This is a genomic window from Kribbella sp. NBC_01245, assembly GCF_036226525.1.
In the GTDB taxonomy this organism is placed as follows: domain Bacteria; phylum Actinomycetota; class Actinomycetes; order Propionibacteriales; family Kribbellaceae; genus Kribbella.
This window is the reverse complement of record NZ_CP108487.1, coordinates 8,613,922-8,628,436: the sequence shown is the minus strand read 5'-3', so window position 1 is coordinate 8,628,436 and position 14,515 is coordinate 8,613,922. Positions and strand designations below refer to the sequence as shown.

The window sequence follows — 14,515 nt, the reverse complement described above, 5'->3', positions numbered from 1 at the left end:
GCGGAGGTCTCGCGGCAGCAGAGGCGAATGGCCGGGGGTGGCAGGACTTGGCGAAGAGTCGGCGCGGCAGCGTCCTGCGGATCGTGGCGCGGTAGCGTCCCGTAATCACCACACCCGGTCAGACCTCACCCGTCCCTCTGATAGCCCGCCGTCTTTGGCCGGTTCGGGGTGGGTCAAGGGCGCGTTAGCGTCGGCGGTAGCCGATGAAGCCCTTGACGCGGCCCGGACCGGCCTGACAATTCGCAAGAACTCAGGGGGACGGGTGTAACCAACACCACCCGCACAAGGGGCGACCGCGGTTAGGGGGTGGGGAGCCAGGTGTGGGAGAAGGTGCCTCGGGCGTGGATGGTGGCGGGGCCGGTGAGGGTTAGGTGGTTGTCGGCGCGCCAGGTGACCGCGACCGCGCCGCCGGGGACGTTGACGCGGTAGGTGACCGGGGCGGATTGGCCGGCCTGCAAAGCGGCGGCGGCGGTTACGGCGCAGGTGCCGGTGCCGCAGGAGCGGGTTTCGCCTACGCCTCGTTCGTGGACTCGCATGGAGACCTCGTTCGGGCCTTGGCGGGTGACGAACTCGACGTTCACGCCGTGGGGATAGGCGTCCGCGGGCGTCCAGACTGGAGCAGTAACGAGGTGACCCGGATCGGCGAGGTCGTTGACGAAGGCAACGGCGTGCGGGTTGCCCATGTCGACATGGCGGGCGGGCCATTCGTGACCGTTGGCCGCGACGGTGATCGCGTCGGGGCCGGGGAAGGACGGTTCGCCCATGTCGGCAGTGACGGTCTGGTCGTCGTTGTAGACGACCTCCTTCACCCCCGCGCGGGTGCCCACGCGGACGGGCTTGGAGCCGACGAGGCCGGCTTCGGCGAGGTAGCGGGCGAAGACGCGGATGCCGTTACCGCACATCTCGCCGATCGAGCCGTCGGCGTTGCGGTAGTCCATGAACCACTCGCCACCGTCCTCGACGTACGACTGCTTGCGGCCGTCGATGACTCGCAGCACGCCGTCGGCGCCGATACCGGCGTGGCGGTCGCAGAGGAAGCGGACCAGCTCGTCGTCGAGATCACCGTGCAGCGTGCCGTCCGGGTCGGGTAGCAGGATGAAGTCGTTCTCCGTCCCGTGGCCCTTGAGCCAGGGAAAGGTGTCAGCGCCCATAGGAAGATCCTACGGGCGCCGACGAAACCAGATCCACGAAGGCCGCAAGCACGAAACGCGGCGGCACGAAACGCGGGCCGCGAAAGGCGGAGTTGCCCAAGGCGGGGTCAGTAGCGACAGGAGCCGGTGAAGCGGAGGACGGTGGCTAGGTCCCAGCCGAGGCCGGTGGCGTTTGCTGTCACCTGGAGCAGTTTGGTGTTGGTCAGCTTCATGTGGATGTCGCGGGTGCCGTCCGAAGCGGGCTCGTGCACCGGGGCGACGACGGCCTCGCGCTCCCCTGCCTGGAAGTGCTGCAGGTCGACCCAGAGCTCGCCGTACTTCTCCGGCACGTTGTTGATCATGGCGGCGTGACGGACCCGCATCCGGGTCGAGGTCTTGTTGTACTTCGTCGGGTTCTTCAGGTTCGGGTCGGTGATGATCAGCTCGCTCTCGTTACCGGCCAGGTTCCAGACCTTGACCTCCCAACCCTTCGGCATCAGGTCGCAGACCAGGTCGGTACCGGGCCGAACCTTGCCATCGGCAACCAGTGGCACGGGCTTCGCGGGCTTCGGCACCCTCGGGAGGTTCGCCTCGGCTTCACTCCGCCGGATCTTCTCCTTCTGATCCTCGGACAGAGTCCTGGAGGGCGAAGGCGTAGGTGTCGTCTGGGCCGCGACACCCGAATCCAGCGGCGCACCGGCTGACGAGCCAAGGCCGGGCAGTACGGCGTACCCCGCGCCGATCACAAGCGCCGTCGCCACCGTGCCGGAGATCACGCCGGCCAGGCGTCGACGGCGGAGGGAGGTCTGGCCGCGGCGCAGATCGGCGGCCAGGTGGTCGTCGGTGACGGCCGGCTCGTCACCGGCGGCGTCGGCCAAGAGTCGTTTCAGGTCGGTCATCGCACACGCTCCATGGTTTCGAGAGGGTCGTCGATGAGATCGCGGAGCGTCGCGAGTCCACGGGAGGTCTGGCTCTTGACCGTGCCCTCGCTGCAGCCCATCACCTCCGCTACGGCGCTGACGTCCAGGTCGCGGAAGTACCGCAACACCACGGCCGCTCGCTGGCGCTTCGGCAATCGGGCCAAGGCGGCCAGCACGGTCAGGCGGTCGGCCGGATCCGGGACGCGGGCCGGCGCCGCGTCCTGGATGCGTTCGGTGCTCGTCTCGCGCTGGCGCCAGAGGCGTTTGCGTTCGTCGATGAAGGCGTTGACCAGGATGCGATCGGCGTACCCGACCGGCCCGTCCTCCCGCCTGACCTTGCCCCAGTGCACGTAGAGCTTGGTCAGGGCGACCTGGACCAGGTCCTCCGCCCAATGGCTGTCACCGCCCGTGAGCAGCCGCGCCGTCCGGAGCATCCGTCCACGGTGTGCGGCGGCGTACTCCAAGAACTCGCTGTCCCGATCCATCAGCCTCCCCTTTGCCTCGCGATCTCACCCTGGAATACCGGTTGGCGAAAGGATCGGTTGCATGCCAGCTAGCGTTTAGCCATGGCTCAGGAACTGGTCGCGTATTTCTTCGAGCGCGACGACGCCGACGAGGTCGAACGACGGCTCGCCGCCGACGGTATCCACGCGGAGGTCCGTCGCGACCGCTTCCACGGTGAGGACGACGACGAGGACCACCCGTGGACCGTCGTCGTCACGGACCCGGCCGCCGCGGAACGGCTGGAGGCACTCACGGCCGAGTACGACGGCTGGCTGACCGCGGCGGACCACGAAACGACGAGCGAGGCCCCGCCGGACCTACCGACCGGGCCTCGCCGTTTCAAGAGCTAGTTACTCCGACCAGATCTGGTGGACCGTCCCGGCAGCCCCTCCCCCGCGACGCGACGGTTCGGCGGCGGCCACGAATGCGCCGTACGGCAGGAACTCGATGGCCGTCGCGGCGCCGATCTCGGCCGCCGAGGTCAGCGCGTCGCCCGCGAGTACGAGGTTGTGCCCGAGCGGTTTGAGCCCGGCGTCGTACGCCTCGATGAACGCCGGTTCGGCCGTCACGTTCGGGGTGTTGCGTTGCGAGGCGCGGGGTGCGGCGATGGACTTCGGCAGGCTCATACCGCGATCGACCCGGTTGGTGAGGGTCTGCAGCACGGTCGTGATGATGGTCGAACCACCCGGCGAACCGAGCGCGAGGAACGGCTTGCCGTGTTTGAGCACGATCGTCGGCGACATCGAGGAGCGCGGCCGCTTCAACGGCTCGATCCGGTTCGGGTCGGTCGGGTTGTAGACCGTGGAGAAGTCGGTCAGCTCGTTGTTCAGCAGGAAGCCGCGGCCCGGCACGGTGATACCCGAACCGCCGGTCTGCTCGATCGTCAGCGTGTAGGCCACCACGTTGCCCCAGCGGTCGGCCGTGGTCAGGTGTGTGGTCGACAGGCCTTCGTTATCCGGCCGGTCGTCCGCGATCGTTCCGGCCTCACACGGGGTGTACGACCCGTCCGGCGAACCGGCCAGGACGGGTTTGACCGCCGCCTTTTCCGGGTCGATCAGGCAGGCCCGTTCGGCGCCGAATCCCTTGGACAGCAGCTCCTTGGTCGGCACGTTCGTGAAGGCCGGGTCACCGACGTACGCCGCGCGGTCCGCGAAGGCCAGAGCCGACGACTCGAGGTAGAGGTGCAAGGCCTGCGTGGTCGTCTCCTTCGACAGCTCCTTCGTCGCCAGGATGTTCAGGGCCTCGCCGACAGTCGTACCGCCCGAGGACGACGGTGCCATGCCGTAGACGTCGAGCCCTCTATAGCTGACCTTGGTCGGGTCCTGCTTCAACAGCTTGTACGCCGCGAGGTCCGCCGTGGTGAGGTGACCAGGCATCACGGGAAGCGTCGTACCAGGGGTCTTCGGGGGATTCTGTACGACGTTCTGCATCTCCTGGGCCAACGGACCGGTGTAGAACGCCGCCAGGCCCTTCCGGCCAATGAGCTCGTACGTCTTGGCCAGTTCCGGGTTTTTGAAGGTCGAACCGACCAAGGGCGCGTCGCCGTTCGGCAGGAACAGCTTGGCCGTCGGCACGATCGCGGCGAATCGCGTCGCGTTGTCGAGCGTCTGACTACGGAACGTCTTGTCCACCACGAAGCCGTTCGCCGCCAGCTTCGCCGCGGGCGCGAGCGCCTTGCCGAGCGAGAGCGTGCCCCAGCGGTCCAGCGCCGACTGCCAGGTCGCAGGCGTGCCCGGTACGCCGACCGAGACGCCCGACGTCACCAGTTCGGGGGTGAACCTGTACGGCGTTCCGGTCGCCGGGTTGATGAACGCGTCGTGCGGCATCGCGGCCGGGGCCGTCTCCCGCCCGTCGAGCGTTTGCACCTTGCGGGTCTTCGCGTCGTAGTAGACGAAATAGCCACCACCACCGATACCGGCCGAGTAGGGCTCAGTAACGCCTAGGGCGGCAGCAGTCGCCACGGCGGCGTCTACCGCGTTACCGCCCTTACGCAGCACAGACAGCCCAATGGCTGTCGCATCCGGGTCTACCGAACTCACGGCGCCACCGAAACCTACGGAAGTCGCCTGCTTCGGGGCCGGTTCACTAGCCGTGCTAGTCGCAACGGCGGCTCCGGGACTCAGGCCGGCCACTACAAGCGCGCCCGCGCTCAGGGCGGCGGTGAACAGGGCGGGTCGACGGTTTCGCACCGGTATCCTCCAGGCGTCGGGGACGGGACAGCTTCTGCCTACCCGTTCCTGACGGAGATATCCAGTGCTAACCCGGCTTGCAGGAGTCCAAGAGTCGTTGGAGTACGTCGTCGGACCAGCCGTCTCCGCCAACCGGTGCACGGGCAACGACCCACTGGTCGCCCTGGTGGACCTGACCGACCAGGCGGCCGTTGGCGTAGGCACCGAGGTGGAAGGTCTTACCGCCGGCCTGAACCACTCGAAGGCCTACCAGCGGCTCTGCCTCCGTCACGACCGACAACACCAGCTTGTCCGCCGTACCGGTGCTGTAGCCCGTCCGCAGCGTTGCAGGCGCTAGAACCACTTGCTGCGTCAGGACGGGCTGTGCGACCGACCAGCCGGCAGGGACCAGATCACAGCCCAGACCGGGCCACTGCTCCTTGTTGGCCACCAGGTCGACCGAGGCCGCGCCGAACGTCAGCGTCTTGCCGTCGGTCGTCTTGGCCGGGTTAGGCGCCTCCGACGAGCTCGCGCCGGCGGTCGCCGGGCCGGACTGGGTCCCGGCGGCGACCCCCGCGTCGCCTCGATCCCACAGTCCCACGCTCTCGTTGACCACCAACGCGACCGCGCTGACGGCGGCCAGGCACAGCACACCGGTCGCCCGGCGCCGGTTCTTGATCCGGCGCAGCGCCCGGCGGCCGCGGGCCACGTCGGCATCGACGTCCACGGCCGGAGCGTCCGCGATCGCCTGATCCGCGAACTGCTCGAGCAGTCTCTTGACCTCGTCCACGTCAGGCACTTCCCGTCGCAGGATCGGTCATCACGTCACGCAGGCGTTTCAGCGCCTTCGCCGTCTGGCTCTTCACGGTTCCCTCCGTACAGTCCAGCATTCGCGCGCAGGTCGCGACGTCGAGATCCTGGAAATAGCGCAACACGAGCACCGCCCGCTGCCGGGGTGCCAGCTCCAGCAGGGCACGCCGGACCGCGAGTGTGTCGGCATGATCGATCTCCCCTACCGGTCTCGGTTCGAACTCCTCGGCGGTCATCACCTCCGGCCGGCGACCCGCGCGGCGGCGGTCGTCGAGGAAGGCGTTGACCAGGGTGCGGTGCGCGTACGGCCCGGCCCCCTCGTGGCGGATCCGGTGCCAGTGCACGTACACCTTGGTGCAAGCGGTCTGGACCAGATCCTCTGCGGTATGCACGTCACCCGCGGTGAGCAACATCGCCGTACGCATCAGTCTGGTCCGGTCCGCGAGCAGGTACTCACGGAACTCGGCCTCGCGGTCACCTGGTCGCATCGGTGATCCCCGAACCCGTCGTCTCGACTACGTTCTGCGAGCCCGTCCGGTTGCCTAGGATTTTTGTTGCCTGCGCCACCAGATCCGGTGCGTCGTACGGCAACCAGGTGATCCGGTCGTCCTTGCGGAACCAGGAGTCCTGCCGCCGCGCGAACCGCCGTGTCGCCTGGGCCGTCCGCTCCCGCGCCTCCGCCTCCGTGATCTCGCCATCCAGCAACGCGATCACCTGGGAATACCCGAGGGCGCGATTCGCCGTACGGCCTTCGCGCAGGCCCTCGCCGAGCAGCCGGCGGACCTCTTCGGCAAAGCCTTGATCGAACATCCGGTCCACGCGTTGTTCGATCCGTACGTCGAGCTCGGGACGCGGCACGTCGAGACCGAGTTGGACCGCGCCGGGATAGACGTACCTGTGCTCGGGAAGCGTCGCGACGTATGGCCCGCCGGTGATCTCGATGACCTCCAGCGCGCGCACGATCCGGCGCCCGTTGCTCGGCAGGATCTGCGTGGCCGCGGCCGGATCGACCTCGGCCAGGCGGCGGTGCAACGCGCCCGAGCCGTCCCGCTCGAGCTCGGCCTCGAGCCGTTGGCGAACGGCGTCATCGGTGCCGGGGAAGACGAAATCGTCGAGAATGGCCCGCACGTACAACGCGGAACCGCCTGCCAGCACAGGCACTTTGCCCCGGCGCAGGCAGTCGTCGATCGCGGCCCGGGCGAACTGCTGGAACTCGGCCACCGTCGCGGTCTGGGTCACGTCGAGGATGTCGAGCAGGTGGTGCGGCACGCCGCCACGCTCGGCCGCCGGCATCTTCGCGGTACCGATGTCCATGCCGCGATAGACCTGCATGGCGTCGACGTTGATCACCTCGCCGTCGAGCCGTTGCCCCAGCGCAACGGCCAGGTCGGACTTGCCGGCCGCCGTGGGGCCGACGACCGCGACCACGAGAGGTACCACCATCGGACCAGTGTGACAGTCCCGCCCCGCGAATCGGTCGCAGACCTCAACTCTGCGTATTCGAAGCCTTGTGGACCCGCGGCGCGGTTGGATAGGACCTGAGGGGAATACCTGCCCTCAGGCGGCTGCGATCCCGCGACCGCCCAGTGACCGGCAAATCGGGAGGCACATCGATGGCGAACGAGTTCGACGAAGACCCCACCAAACCCACCAAGCCCGGCGAGGATGACGGCAGCGTCGACTCCGGCGGCGACGTCGAGGGCGGCTCGACCGGTACGACGGGTACGGGCACGGGCGGTTCCGAGGACAGCGGCGGCGACGTCGAGGCTCCTCCGGGCGGCGGCTCGCAGGACAGCGGCGGCGACGTCGAGTAGTCCCACGCCGCGGTGGGGTCCCACACATTGAGCGTCCGCGGTGGGAGTATCGCAGCGCTAGCTCTCTGTACATGACTCACTACCGAAGGAACGGAGGCCCGCCATGGGCATCTTCGACAAGTTCAAGGACAAGGCCGAGGGTCTGAAGGACAAGGCCAGTGACCTTGTCGACGGCCACGGCGACAAGGTTGGCGACGGCCTGGACAAGGCCGGCGACTTCGTCGACGAGAAGACCGGCGGCAAGTACGGCGACAAGATCGACCAGGGCGTCGATGTCGCCAAGGACAAGCTCGACGGTCTCGACGGGCAGGACGACGACATCAACAACGATGGTCCGGCTCAGCCGGGTCAGCCGGCCTGACTCCACCGAACCGGCGGCGGTGGGACCTCTCGGGGTCCCGCGGCCGCCGGTTTGCGTTGGGCCTTCTAGGGTGAGGCAGTGGATCGCTTCCAGGTCATTCCGGCCGCTTATGTCATTCTCGTGCGCGACGACCAGGTGCTGATGCTGCTGCGCGCGAACACCGGTTACATGGACGGCTACTGGGCTGTGCCCGCCGGTCATGTCGAGCACGGCGAATCCGTCGAACGAGCCGCCGCCCGCGAGGTGCTGGAGGAGGTCGGCGTGGTGATCGACCCGGCCGACCTGCGCCCGCTGACGGCGATGCACCGCACCGGCAACAACGGCGATCCGATCGACGAGCGGGTCGACTTCTTCTTCACCGCCGAGCGCTGGACCGGCGAACCGCGAGTGATGGAGACCGACAAGGCCGCGTCGCTGGAGTGGTTCCCCTTCGACGCCCTGCCGGATCCGGTCGTACCGCACGAGGCCGAAGTGCTCCGGTTGCTGCGCACCGGCGCGGTGCCGCCGGTCATCAGTCATGGGTTCATCTGAAGTTCGGGATGAGGCTTGCGTTCGGACATCATGTAATGACTAAGGTGCGCGGGACTTCTATCGCCCGGAGGCACCACGATGACCACTCGCCGTACGTTGCTGCAGGCCGGATTGCTCGGTGCCGGACTCAGCCAGGTCCCTTTCACAGCGACGGCCGCATCGGCGTCTGTGGCTGCGGACGCGTCGGCTGTTGGGAGTCCGGACGTGGATGATCCGCGGTTTACGTTGGCGGTGATCCCGGATACGCAGTACCTGTTCGACCAGGATCGCGGCGACTCGGCTCCACTCGTCGCGACGATGAAGTACCTGCTGGAGAATCGGCGCAGCGAGAACATCGTCTTCACCGCACACCTCGGCGACGTGGTCGAGAACGCCCTGGCCAGCGAATTCGCCCAGGTCGATCCGGTTTTCCGCCTGCTCGACAACCACCGTGCGCCGTACAGCGTGCTGGCCGGCAACCACGACATCGACTCGCGGACCAACGACCAGCGCGGCGATTCGCCGTACCTGCGCACCTTCGGGCCGGACCGGTTCCGCCGGATGCCGACGTACGGCGGGACGTCGCCGGGTGGGTACAACTCGTGGCACGTCTTCCGTGGCGGCGGGCGCCAGTGGTTGCTGCTGGCAATGGACTGGCGGCCGTCGGACGAGGGCTTCGCGTGGGCCCGCAAGGTGATCGCGGACCACCCGCGGCTGCCGGTCATCCTGACCACGCACGATCTGGTGTACGCCGATGCTGGCCCGGCCGAGTTGTCCGAACACGGCAAGCGGGTGTGGGAACAACTTGTCGACGGCAACGACCAGATCTTCCTCACACTCAACGGTCACTTCTGGCCGTCCGGACGTGTGGTGAAGCAGAACGCGGCCCGCAACGACGTACACCTGCACATCACGAACTACCAGGACCGGTACTACGGCGGCAGCGGGATGATCCGGCTGTACCACTTCGACCTGGCGCGCAACATCATCGACGTCGTGACCATCTCCCCCTGGATCCTGGCCAAACCGGTGTCACGGCGTACGGCGTTGGAGCAGGGCGAGATCGAGCTCACCGACGACGCGAACCGCTTCAGCGTGCCGATCGACTTCGACCAGCGCTTCGCGGGTTTCGCCCCGATCGCCGTACGGCCTTCGCGCCCGGCCGCCCGGCTGGTGGTGCCCGGGACGGTCGCGTATTGGCGGTTCGACGGTTCGGCGATGGATCGGGTGGTCGACCACTCCGGGCAGGGCAACCACCTCACGCCCGTATTGCTGTCAGCCGATGGCGGGCCGGTGCCGTCGGACGAGCATCACCCGGATCAGCCTGGGCATGGGAGCTGGTTGTTCCGTGGTGGCAAACGGCCTGCGCGCGGCGGGTACCTGCGTACGGCGGACGACGCGCCGCTCAACGCGCTGACTTTCCGGAACGGCTACACGATCGAGGCGTTCGTGAAGCTCGCGGATGGGGATCACGCCTGGCAGGGTCTGCTCTCGCGGATGGGCACGGGCGCGAATGCCGGCAAGACGGGCGGCGATCCGTCCGAGCCGGTGGTGAACCTCGGTTTCTCGGGTGGTTTGCAGGCCCAGTGGGCGGTGTACCCGGCGGACCGCAACGACATCTGGACCAACTGGGGCCACGAGATGCGCGCCGGCGAGTGGTTCCACCTGGCCGTGGTCAACGACGGCCGCGTCTCGACGATGTACATCGACTCGTCCCCGGTGCTCCGCAACCCCGCCACCCGCTCCAACGGCCTCACCACCACCGGCGAACACTGGCTCCTAGGCGCCAACCACTACGACCGCACCATCGAACAATCCTTCGCCGGCCAAATCGGCGAACTCCGCATCGTCAACCGTCCACTCGCCGACCGGGAGTTCCTCACCGCCTGAGCCTCAGGTCCACAGCGCCAGGATCACAGCGGCGACGAGCAGGCCAACGACGTGATAGCCGGCGGTGATGCTGATCCAGGTCTGTGGCTTGGGTTTGCGGGGGTCGAAGAAGCCGGTGACGAAGAGGCCCGACCCGACGAGTCCGATACCGGCGACCAGGCCGAGAACAACGCCCTCGCCGAAGGTGTCGGTGGTGGTCGCCTCGGAGACCATCGCGAGCGCCACGGTAGCGACCAGGCAGGTGACCGCCGGAACGATGTACATCTTCGCCGGGGTTGCCTGCGCGGCGTCCGCCTCGGTCCAGCCGATGGCATCCTGCCAAAGCTTGCCAAAGGCAACCGGAGCGAACCACAGCCCGCCGATTGCGAAGTACACGACCGCGGCAACGATGACGGCGAGCCAGTTCAGGTCGCCGAGCACACTGAAGTTCATGGTGCCTCCCCATTGAAGCGTGTCCCTGATCGAAGGGTGCGCGCGTCGTGGGTGCGTGTCCAGAAGGGTGGCGAGATCGTGATCACGACCGATCCGGAGGGGCCTAGCCGACTTGGCAACCACCAGCGGGCTCGAGGGGTTTGGCGCCTAGCGTGGGCATGCCGAGCATTACGCCGGGAGTGGTGGGGGCCGGCTGGTCTTGGGTGGCTTGCCAGGCGTCGCCGGCGCGGGTGCGGCGGACGGAGCCGAAGGTGTCGGCGACGAGGTGGTGCGGGGCGGCGTACGTGACCTCGACCGAGACCATGTCGCCGGGCCGCGGCTTCTCGACGCCTTCGGGAAGGGCGAAGTGCACGAGCCGGTTGTCCCGGGCACGGCCGGAGAGGCGATGAGTGGTCGCGTCCTTGCGGCCTTCGCCCTCCGCGACCAGCACCTCGACCGAACGCCCGACGATCTTCTTCGCCTCGGCCCACGCCATCTCGTCCTGCAGCGCGACGAGTCGCTCGTAGCGCTCCTGGACGACCTCGCGCGGGACCTGGTCCTCCATCGACTCGGCGGGAGTGCCCGGGCGCTTGGAGTACTGGAAGGTGAACGCGCCCGCGAAGCGCGCCTCGCGCACCACGTCGAGCGTGCCCTGGAAGTCCTCCTCGGTCTCGCCGGGGAAGCCCACGATGATGTCGGTGGTGATCGCGGCCTCGGGCATCGCGGCCCGGACGTCCTCGATGATCTTGAGGTACCGGTCGCGGCGGTACGAGCGGCGCATCGCCTTCAGCACCTGGTCCGACCCGGACTGCAGCGGCATGTGCAGCGACGGCATCACGTTCGGCGTTTCGGCCATCGCCTCGATCACGTCGGCGGTGAAGTCGCGCGGATGCGGCGAGGTGAAGCGGACGCGCTCGAGCCCGTCGATCGAGCCGCAGGCCCGCAGCAGCTTCGAGAAGGCATACCGGTCGCCGAACTCGACGCCGTACGAGTTCACGTTCTGGCCGAGCAGGGTCACCTCGAGCACGCCTTCGGCGACGAGCGCCTCGACCTCGGCGAGCACGTCACCCGGGCGGCGGTCCTTCTCGCGGCCGCGCAGCGCCGGGACGATGCAGAACGTGCAGGTGTTGTTGCAGCCGACGCTGACCGAGACCCAGGCGGAGTACGGCGACTCGCGGCGGGTGGGCAGCGTGGACGGGAAGACGTCGAGCGATTCGAGGATCTCGACCTGCGACTCCTCCTGGATCCGCGCGCGCTCCAGCAGCACCGGCAGCGCGCCGATGTTGTGCGTGCCGAAGACGACGTCCACCCAGGGCGCCTTCTTGGTGATGGTCGCCTTGTCCTTCTGCGCGAGGCAACCACCGACGGCGATCTGCATACCGGGTTTGCGGGCCTTCACCGGCGCCAGGTGGCCGAGGTTGCCGTACAACTTGTTGTCGGCGTTCTCCCGGACCGCGCAGGTGTTGAAGACGACGACATCAGCCTCGTCCCCCTCGGGCGCGCGGACATAGCCCGCGTCCTCCATCAGCCCGCGCAGGCGCTCGGAGTCGTGGACGTTCATCTGGCACCCGTAGGTGCGGACCTCATAAGTACGCATGACAGCCACCAAGAGTACGTCCGTAAGTAGACATTTCCCTACCTGGGACCGGGCGCTGGGGCCCCTGACGCGGCGAGCGGCGAACGCGAGGCTCTGAGGCATGACCAAACTTCACCGCCGCCAGTTCCTTGCCACCGCCGGTGCGGCCGCCGCGATCGTCACCGGCGGGCCCCTCCTGACTCGTGCCGTTATGCCGTCTCAGGCATCCGCCCGGGCCGCCGTACGCCGGCTCAAGGACAAAGGTGGCAACTTCATCGATTGTCCGGCGTGGAATCCCCGTCCTTCAGGGCGGGGAGGATACGCCGGTTCCTCCATTCAGGTTTTGTCGGTGGCGTCGGGTAGGTTTCGTGATGCTGGCCTGCGATAACCAAGCGACCTGCATCAGCACGACAGTTTGACCTTGCAATGACTGCGGCCGGGCGGGCCGTGGCAGCGCGGTGAGCCTTCTTGCGCAGTCGGGCACGGCAACGATCCGCGAACCTCATCTCGCTACCTCCGGGTAGTGGGTTGGAATCCCCCGCGTTCAGGCGGGTGGAGGACGTCAACAAGGTCTACTCGCGCCTGAGTCCGATAGCGCACTGGCCTTCCTGGACGAGGCCCGGCGGCTCGGATTGACTGTCGCCGGGCTCGCCCCGGAGGCTGAACGGGTGACGGCCGTAAGCGACCGGGGAGAGCCCGTCTGGAACACCTGCACGCTGTCGCTTGGGCCGTCTCCAGCCGCGAGCGCGACGTACGACGCCTTGTAGAAAGCATCAAGGTCGAGACCGGCGACTACAACGGGTGGTTCCGCCAGATCCACGCGCCCGAGTGGTTGGCGGCGAACACCTTCAGCCCGGTCAGGGCCGCCATGGTCTTCGGGAAGCTCCGGCGGAACCGCACGCGCGTCGTACCGACTCTGACGATGCACCGGGTGCTGGACATGCCTGACACGGCTCTACCTGACCCCTCGCTGCAGAAGTACCAGAGCGCCGAGACGATCGGCACGTTCGAGTGGGTGCTCGAGAACCTCTACAAGGCGAACCGCCCGGCCGACGAGATCGCCCACCAGCAACAGATGTGGGAGTACCGCCAACGCTTCGCCGGTGAACTCTTCCGCGCAGGTGTACCCGTACTAGCCGGCACAGACACCGGTACGCCGTACTCCGTGCCAGGGTTCGCGCTACACGAGGAGCTCGAGCTACTCGTCACAGCCGGCGCCACTCCCCTGCAGGCGTTGCAGGCGGCGACACGCGAGCCCGCGCGGTTCCTGGGCCAGCAGACCGGCAAGGTGGCTCCGGGCAACCATGCCGACTTGGTGGTCCTAGACGCGGACCCGCTGGCCGACATCCGCAACACCCGGCGGATCGACTCGGTGGTCGCCGCAGGACGTGTGATCGGCTCAGCCGAGCGGAAGCGGATGCTGGCCGACGTGGAGGCCGCCGTTCAGGAGCCGGGTCAGGCCGTCGCTGCGGGTGGCTGTTGCGGGAGCCGCCCAAGTACGCACAAATGAACGAAATCGTGCGGGCTGTGATCGGACAGTCACAGCCCGCACGACTCGGCCACAGATCGTTACCACCGTGGAACCGCGGATCGCTACGGCTCACCCCCGGCCTCCGCTAGGTTCCTGCCATGAGCGATTCCCCTGCCGCCGGAACCGTGGCGACGACCGGTCTCGTCCAGCTGTCGGACGTGAACAAGCATTTCGGTGATCTGCACGTGCTGAAGGACATCAACCTGTCCATCGGCAAGGGCGAGGTCGTCGTGGTGATCGGCCCGTCGGGTTCGGGCAAGTCGACCCTGTGCCGTGCGATCAACCGGCTCGAGCCGATCGACTCCGGCACCATCTCCCTGGACGGCAAGGACCTGCCGAAAGAGGGCAAGGCGCTGGCCCGGCTGCGCGCCGACGTCGGCATGGTGTTCCAGTCGTTCAACCTGTTCGCGCACAAGACGATCCTGCAGAACGTCACGCTCGGGCCGATGAAGGTCCGTGGCCAGTCCAAGGCCGAGGCCGAGAAGCACGCCCGCGCCCTGCTGGAGCGCGTCGGCGTCGGCGTCCAGGCCGACAAGTACCCGGCCCAGCTGTCCGGTGGCCAGCAGCAGCGCGTCGCGATCGCCCGCGCGCTCGCGATGGACCCGAAGGTGATGCTCTTCGACGAGCCGACCTCGGCGCTGGACCCGGAGATGATCAACGAGGTGCTCGACGTCATGATCAACCTCGCCAAGCAGAGCATGACGATGGTCGTCGTCACCCACGAGATGGGCTTCGCCCGCAAGGCCGCGAACCGTGTCGTGTTCATGGCCGACGGCCAGATCGTCGAAGAGGCCGAGCCGGAGAAGTTCTTCACCGACCCGCAGACCAAGCGGGCGCAGGACTTCCTCTCGAAGATCCTCACCCACTGATCCGCCCTTTTCGCAGAACCT

18 protein-coding genes are annotated in these 14,515 nt (G+C 67.7%); 8 read left to right on the top strand and 10 right to left on the bottom strand.

The window, feature by feature from the left end; translation table 11 throughout:
* Window positions 1-299: 299 nt before the first annotated feature.
* The 3 genes from dapF to OG394_RS39800 all read right to left on the bottom strand — a co-directional run bounded on the left by dapF (window position 300) and on the right by OG394_RS39800 (window position 2,535).
* A complete protein-coding gene (dapF, locus tag OG394_RS39810; protein WP_328992563.1) occupies window positions 300-1,151 on the bottom strand; it encodes a diaminopimelate epimerase in 852 nt (283 codons plus the stop codon).
* A 107-nt stretch (window positions 1,152-1,258) separates the two neighbouring features.
* Window positions 1,259-2,029, bottom strand: a complete 771-nt coding sequence (locus OG394_RS39805; protein WP_328992562.1) for a hypothetical protein — start codon at window positions 2,027-2,029, stop codon at window positions 1,259-1,261.
* Entirely contained in the window at window positions 2,026-2,535 is a 510-nt protein-coding gene (locus OG394_RS39800) for a SigE family RNA polymerase sigma factor (protein ID WP_328992560.1), read from the bottom strand. Before OG394_RS39800 ends, OG394_RS39805 begins: the two co-directional genes overlap by 4 nt.
* Before the next feature lie 81 nt (window positions 2,536-2,616).
* Between OG394_RS39800 and OG394_RS39795 the strand changes: the two genes are divergently transcribed.
* Window positions 2,617-2,904, top strand: coding sequence for a hypothetical protein (locus tag OG394_RS39795; RefSeq protein ID WP_328992559.1), 288 nt, complete (start codon window positions 2,617-2,619; stop codon window positions 2,902-2,904).
* On the opposite strand, the gene ggt is transcribed toward OG394_RS39795, so the two are convergent.
* The 4 genes from ggt to miaA all read right to left on the bottom strand — a co-directional run bounded on the left by ggt (window position 2,905) and on the right by miaA (window position 6,975).
* Window positions 2,905-4,593 carry a gamma-glutamyltransferase gene (ggt, locus tag OG394_RS39790; RefSeq protein ID WP_328992558.1) on the bottom strand — a complete coding sequence of 563 codons (1,689 nt, stop codon included), beginning with the start codon at window positions 4,591-4,593 and terminating at the stop codon, window positions 2,905-2,907.
* A 217-nt stretch (window positions 4,594-4,810) separates the two neighbouring features.
* Window positions 4,811-5,512 carry a hypothetical protein gene (locus tag OG394_RS39785; protein WP_328992557.1) on the bottom strand — a complete coding sequence of 234 codons (702 nt, stop codon included), beginning with the start codon at window positions 5,510-5,512 and terminating at the stop codon, window positions 4,811-4,813.
* Between the two features lies 1 nt (window position 5,513).
* Window positions 5,514-6,020: a SigE family RNA polymerase sigma factor gene (locus tag OG394_RS39780; RefSeq protein WP_328992556.1), complete on the bottom strand. Its 507-nt coding sequence runs from the start codon at window positions 6,018-6,020 to the stop codon at window positions 5,514-5,516.
* Window positions 6,007-6,975: a tRNA (adenosine(37)-N6)-dimethylallyltransferase MiaA gene (miaA, locus tag OG394_RS39775; protein ID WP_328992555.1), complete on the bottom strand. Its 969-nt coding sequence runs from the start codon at window positions 6,973-6,975 to the stop codon at window positions 6,007-6,009. The genes OG394_RS39780 and miaA overlap by 14 nt, the downstream gene beginning before the upstream one ends.
* A 170-nt stretch (window positions 6,976-7,145) precedes the next feature.
* Between miaA and OG394_RS39770 the strand changes: the two genes are divergently transcribed.
* The 4 genes from OG394_RS39770 (at window position 7,146) to OG394_RS39755 (ending at window position 10,107) form a co-directional block, all read left to right on the top strand.
* Complete coding sequence (locus tag OG394_RS39770) at window positions 7,146-7,346, top strand: hypothetical protein (protein ID WP_328992554.1); 201 nt, start codon at window positions 7,146-7,148, stop codon at window positions 7,344-7,346.
* Between the two features lie 103 nt (window positions 7,347-7,449).
* A complete protein-coding gene (locus tag OG394_RS39765; protein WP_328992553.1) occupies window positions 7,450-7,707 on the top strand; it encodes an antitoxin in 258 nt (85 codons plus the stop codon).
* A gap of 78 nt (window positions 7,708-7,785) precedes the next feature.
* Window positions 7,786-8,238 (top strand): NUDIX hydrolase, encoded by a 453-nt coding sequence (locus OG394_RS39760; protein WP_328992552.1) that lies wholly within the window; start codon window positions 7,786-7,788, stop codon window positions 8,236-8,238.
* Window positions 8,239-8,316: 78 nt separating this feature from the next.
* Entirely contained in the window at window positions 8,317-10,107 is a 1,791-nt protein-coding gene (locus OG394_RS39755; protein WP_328992551.1) for a LamG-like jellyroll fold domain-containing protein, read from the top strand.
* Window positions 10,108-10,110: 3 nt separating this feature from the next.
* On the opposite strand, the gene OG394_RS39750 is transcribed toward OG394_RS39755, so the two are convergent.
* Window positions 10,111-10,539, bottom strand: a complete 429-nt coding sequence (locus tag OG394_RS39750; RefSeq protein ID WP_328992550.1) for a DUF1761 domain-containing protein — start codon at window positions 10,537-10,539, stop codon at window positions 10,111-10,113.
* Between the two features lie 103 nt (window positions 10,540-10,642).
* Window positions 10,643-12,115 (bottom strand): tRNA (N6-isopentenyl adenosine(37)-C2)-methylthiotransferase MiaB, encoded by a 1,473-nt coding sequence (gene miaB / locus OG394_RS39745; protein WP_328992549.1) that lies wholly within the window; start codon window positions 12,113-12,115, stop codon window positions 10,643-10,645.
* Between the two features lie 100 nt (window positions 12,116-12,215).
* On the opposite strand from miaB, the gene OG394_RS40210 reads away from it, so the two are divergent.
* Window positions 12,216-12,482, top strand: coding sequence for a twin-arginine translocation signal domain-containing protein (locus tag OG394_RS40210; protein WP_442914263.1), 267 nt, complete (start codon window positions 12,216-12,218; stop codon window positions 12,480-12,482).
* A gap of 404 nt (window positions 12,483-12,886) precedes the next feature.
* Here OG394_RS40210 and OG394_RS39740 read toward each other — a convergent pair whose 3' ends face one another.
* On the bottom strand, window positions 12,887-13,036 hold the full coding sequence (locus tag OG394_RS39740; protein WP_328992548.1) for a hypothetical protein: 150 nt from the start codon (window positions 13,034-13,036) through the stop codon (window positions 12,887-12,889).
* Here OG394_RS39740 and OG394_RS39735 point away from each other — a divergent pair.
* Both OG394_RS39735 and OG394_RS39730 read left to right on the top strand, forming a co-directional pair.
* Window positions 13,035-13,604, top strand: a complete 570-nt coding sequence (locus OG394_RS39735; RefSeq protein WP_328992547.1) for an amidohydrolase family protein — start codon at window positions 13,035-13,037, stop codon at window positions 13,602-13,604. The two genes, OG394_RS39740 and OG394_RS39735, sit on opposite strands and share 2 nt — an antisense overlap.
* A 119-nt stretch (window positions 13,605-13,723) precedes the next feature.
* A complete protein-coding gene (locus tag OG394_RS39730; RefSeq protein ID WP_328992546.1) occupies window positions 13,724-14,494 on the top strand; it encodes an amino acid ABC transporter ATP-binding protein in 771 nt (256 codons plus the stop codon).
* Window positions 14,495-14,515 lie beyond the last annotated feature (21 nt).

What these genes read in the sequence shown, in the direction of transcription:
- OG394_RS39750 (WP_328992550.1), bottom strand. Translation starts at nt 10,539, where the DNA reads ATGAACTTCAGTGTGCTCGGCGACCTGAACTGGCTCGCCGTCATCGTT.
- miaA (WP_328992555.1), bottom strand. Translation starts at nt 6,975, where the DNA reads ATGGTGGTACCTCTCGTGGTCGCGGTCGTCGGCCCCACGGCGGCCGGC.
- OG394_RS39805 (WP_328992562.1), bottom strand. Translation starts at nt 2,029, where the DNA reads ATGACCGACCTGAAACGACTCTTGGCCGACGCCGCCGGTGACGAGCCG.
- OG394_RS39740 (WP_328992548.1), bottom strand. Translation starts at nt 13,036, where the DNA reads ATGTCCAGCACCCGGTGCATCGTCAGAGTCGGTACGACGCGCGTGCGG.
- OG394_RS39795 (WP_328992559.1), top strand. Translation starts at nt 2,617, where the DNA reads ATGGCTCAGGAACTGGTCGCGTATTTCTTCGAGCGCGACGACGCCGAC.
- OG394_RS39755 (WP_328992551.1), top strand. Translation starts at nt 8,317, where the DNA reads ATGACCACTCGCCGTACGTTGCTGCAGGCCGGATTGCTCGGTGCCGGA.
- dapF (WP_328992563.1), bottom strand. Translation starts at nt 1,151, where the DNA reads ATGGGCGCTGACACCTTTCCCTGGCTCAAGGGCCACGGGACGGAGAAC.
- OG394_RS39780 (WP_328992556.1), bottom strand. Translation starts at nt 6,020, where the DNA reads ATGCGACCAGGTGACCGCGAGGCCGAGTTCCGTGAGTACCTGCTCGCG.
- OG394_RS39765 (WP_328992553.1), top strand. Translation starts at nt 7,450, where the DNA reads ATGGGCATCTTCGACAAGTTCAAGGACAAGGCCGAGGGTCTGAAGGAC.
- OG394_RS40210 (WP_442914263.1), top strand. Translation starts at nt 12,216, where the DNA reads ATGACCAAACTTCACCGCCGCCAGTTCCTTGCCACCGCCGGTGCGGCC.
- OG394_RS39770 (WP_328992554.1), top strand. Translation starts at nt 7,146, where the DNA reads ATGGCGAACGAGTTCGACGAAGACCCCACCAAACCCACCAAGCCCGGC.
- OG394_RS39730 (WP_328992546.1), top strand. Translation starts at nt 13,724, where the DNA reads ATGAGCGATTCCCCTGCCGCCGGAACCGTGGCGACGACCGGTCTCGTC.
- OG394_RS39800 (WP_328992560.1), bottom strand. Translation starts at nt 2,535, where the DNA reads ATGGATCGGGACAGCGAGTTCTTGGAGTACGCCGCCGCACACCGTGGA.
- OG394_RS39735 (WP_328992547.1), top strand. Translation starts at nt 13,035, where the DNA reads ATGCCTGACACGGCTCTACCTGACCCCTCGCTGCAGAAGTACCAGAGC.
- miaB (WP_328992549.1), bottom strand. Translation starts at nt 12,115, where the DNA reads ATGCGTACTTATGAGGTCCGCACCTACGGGTGCCAGATGAACGTCCAC.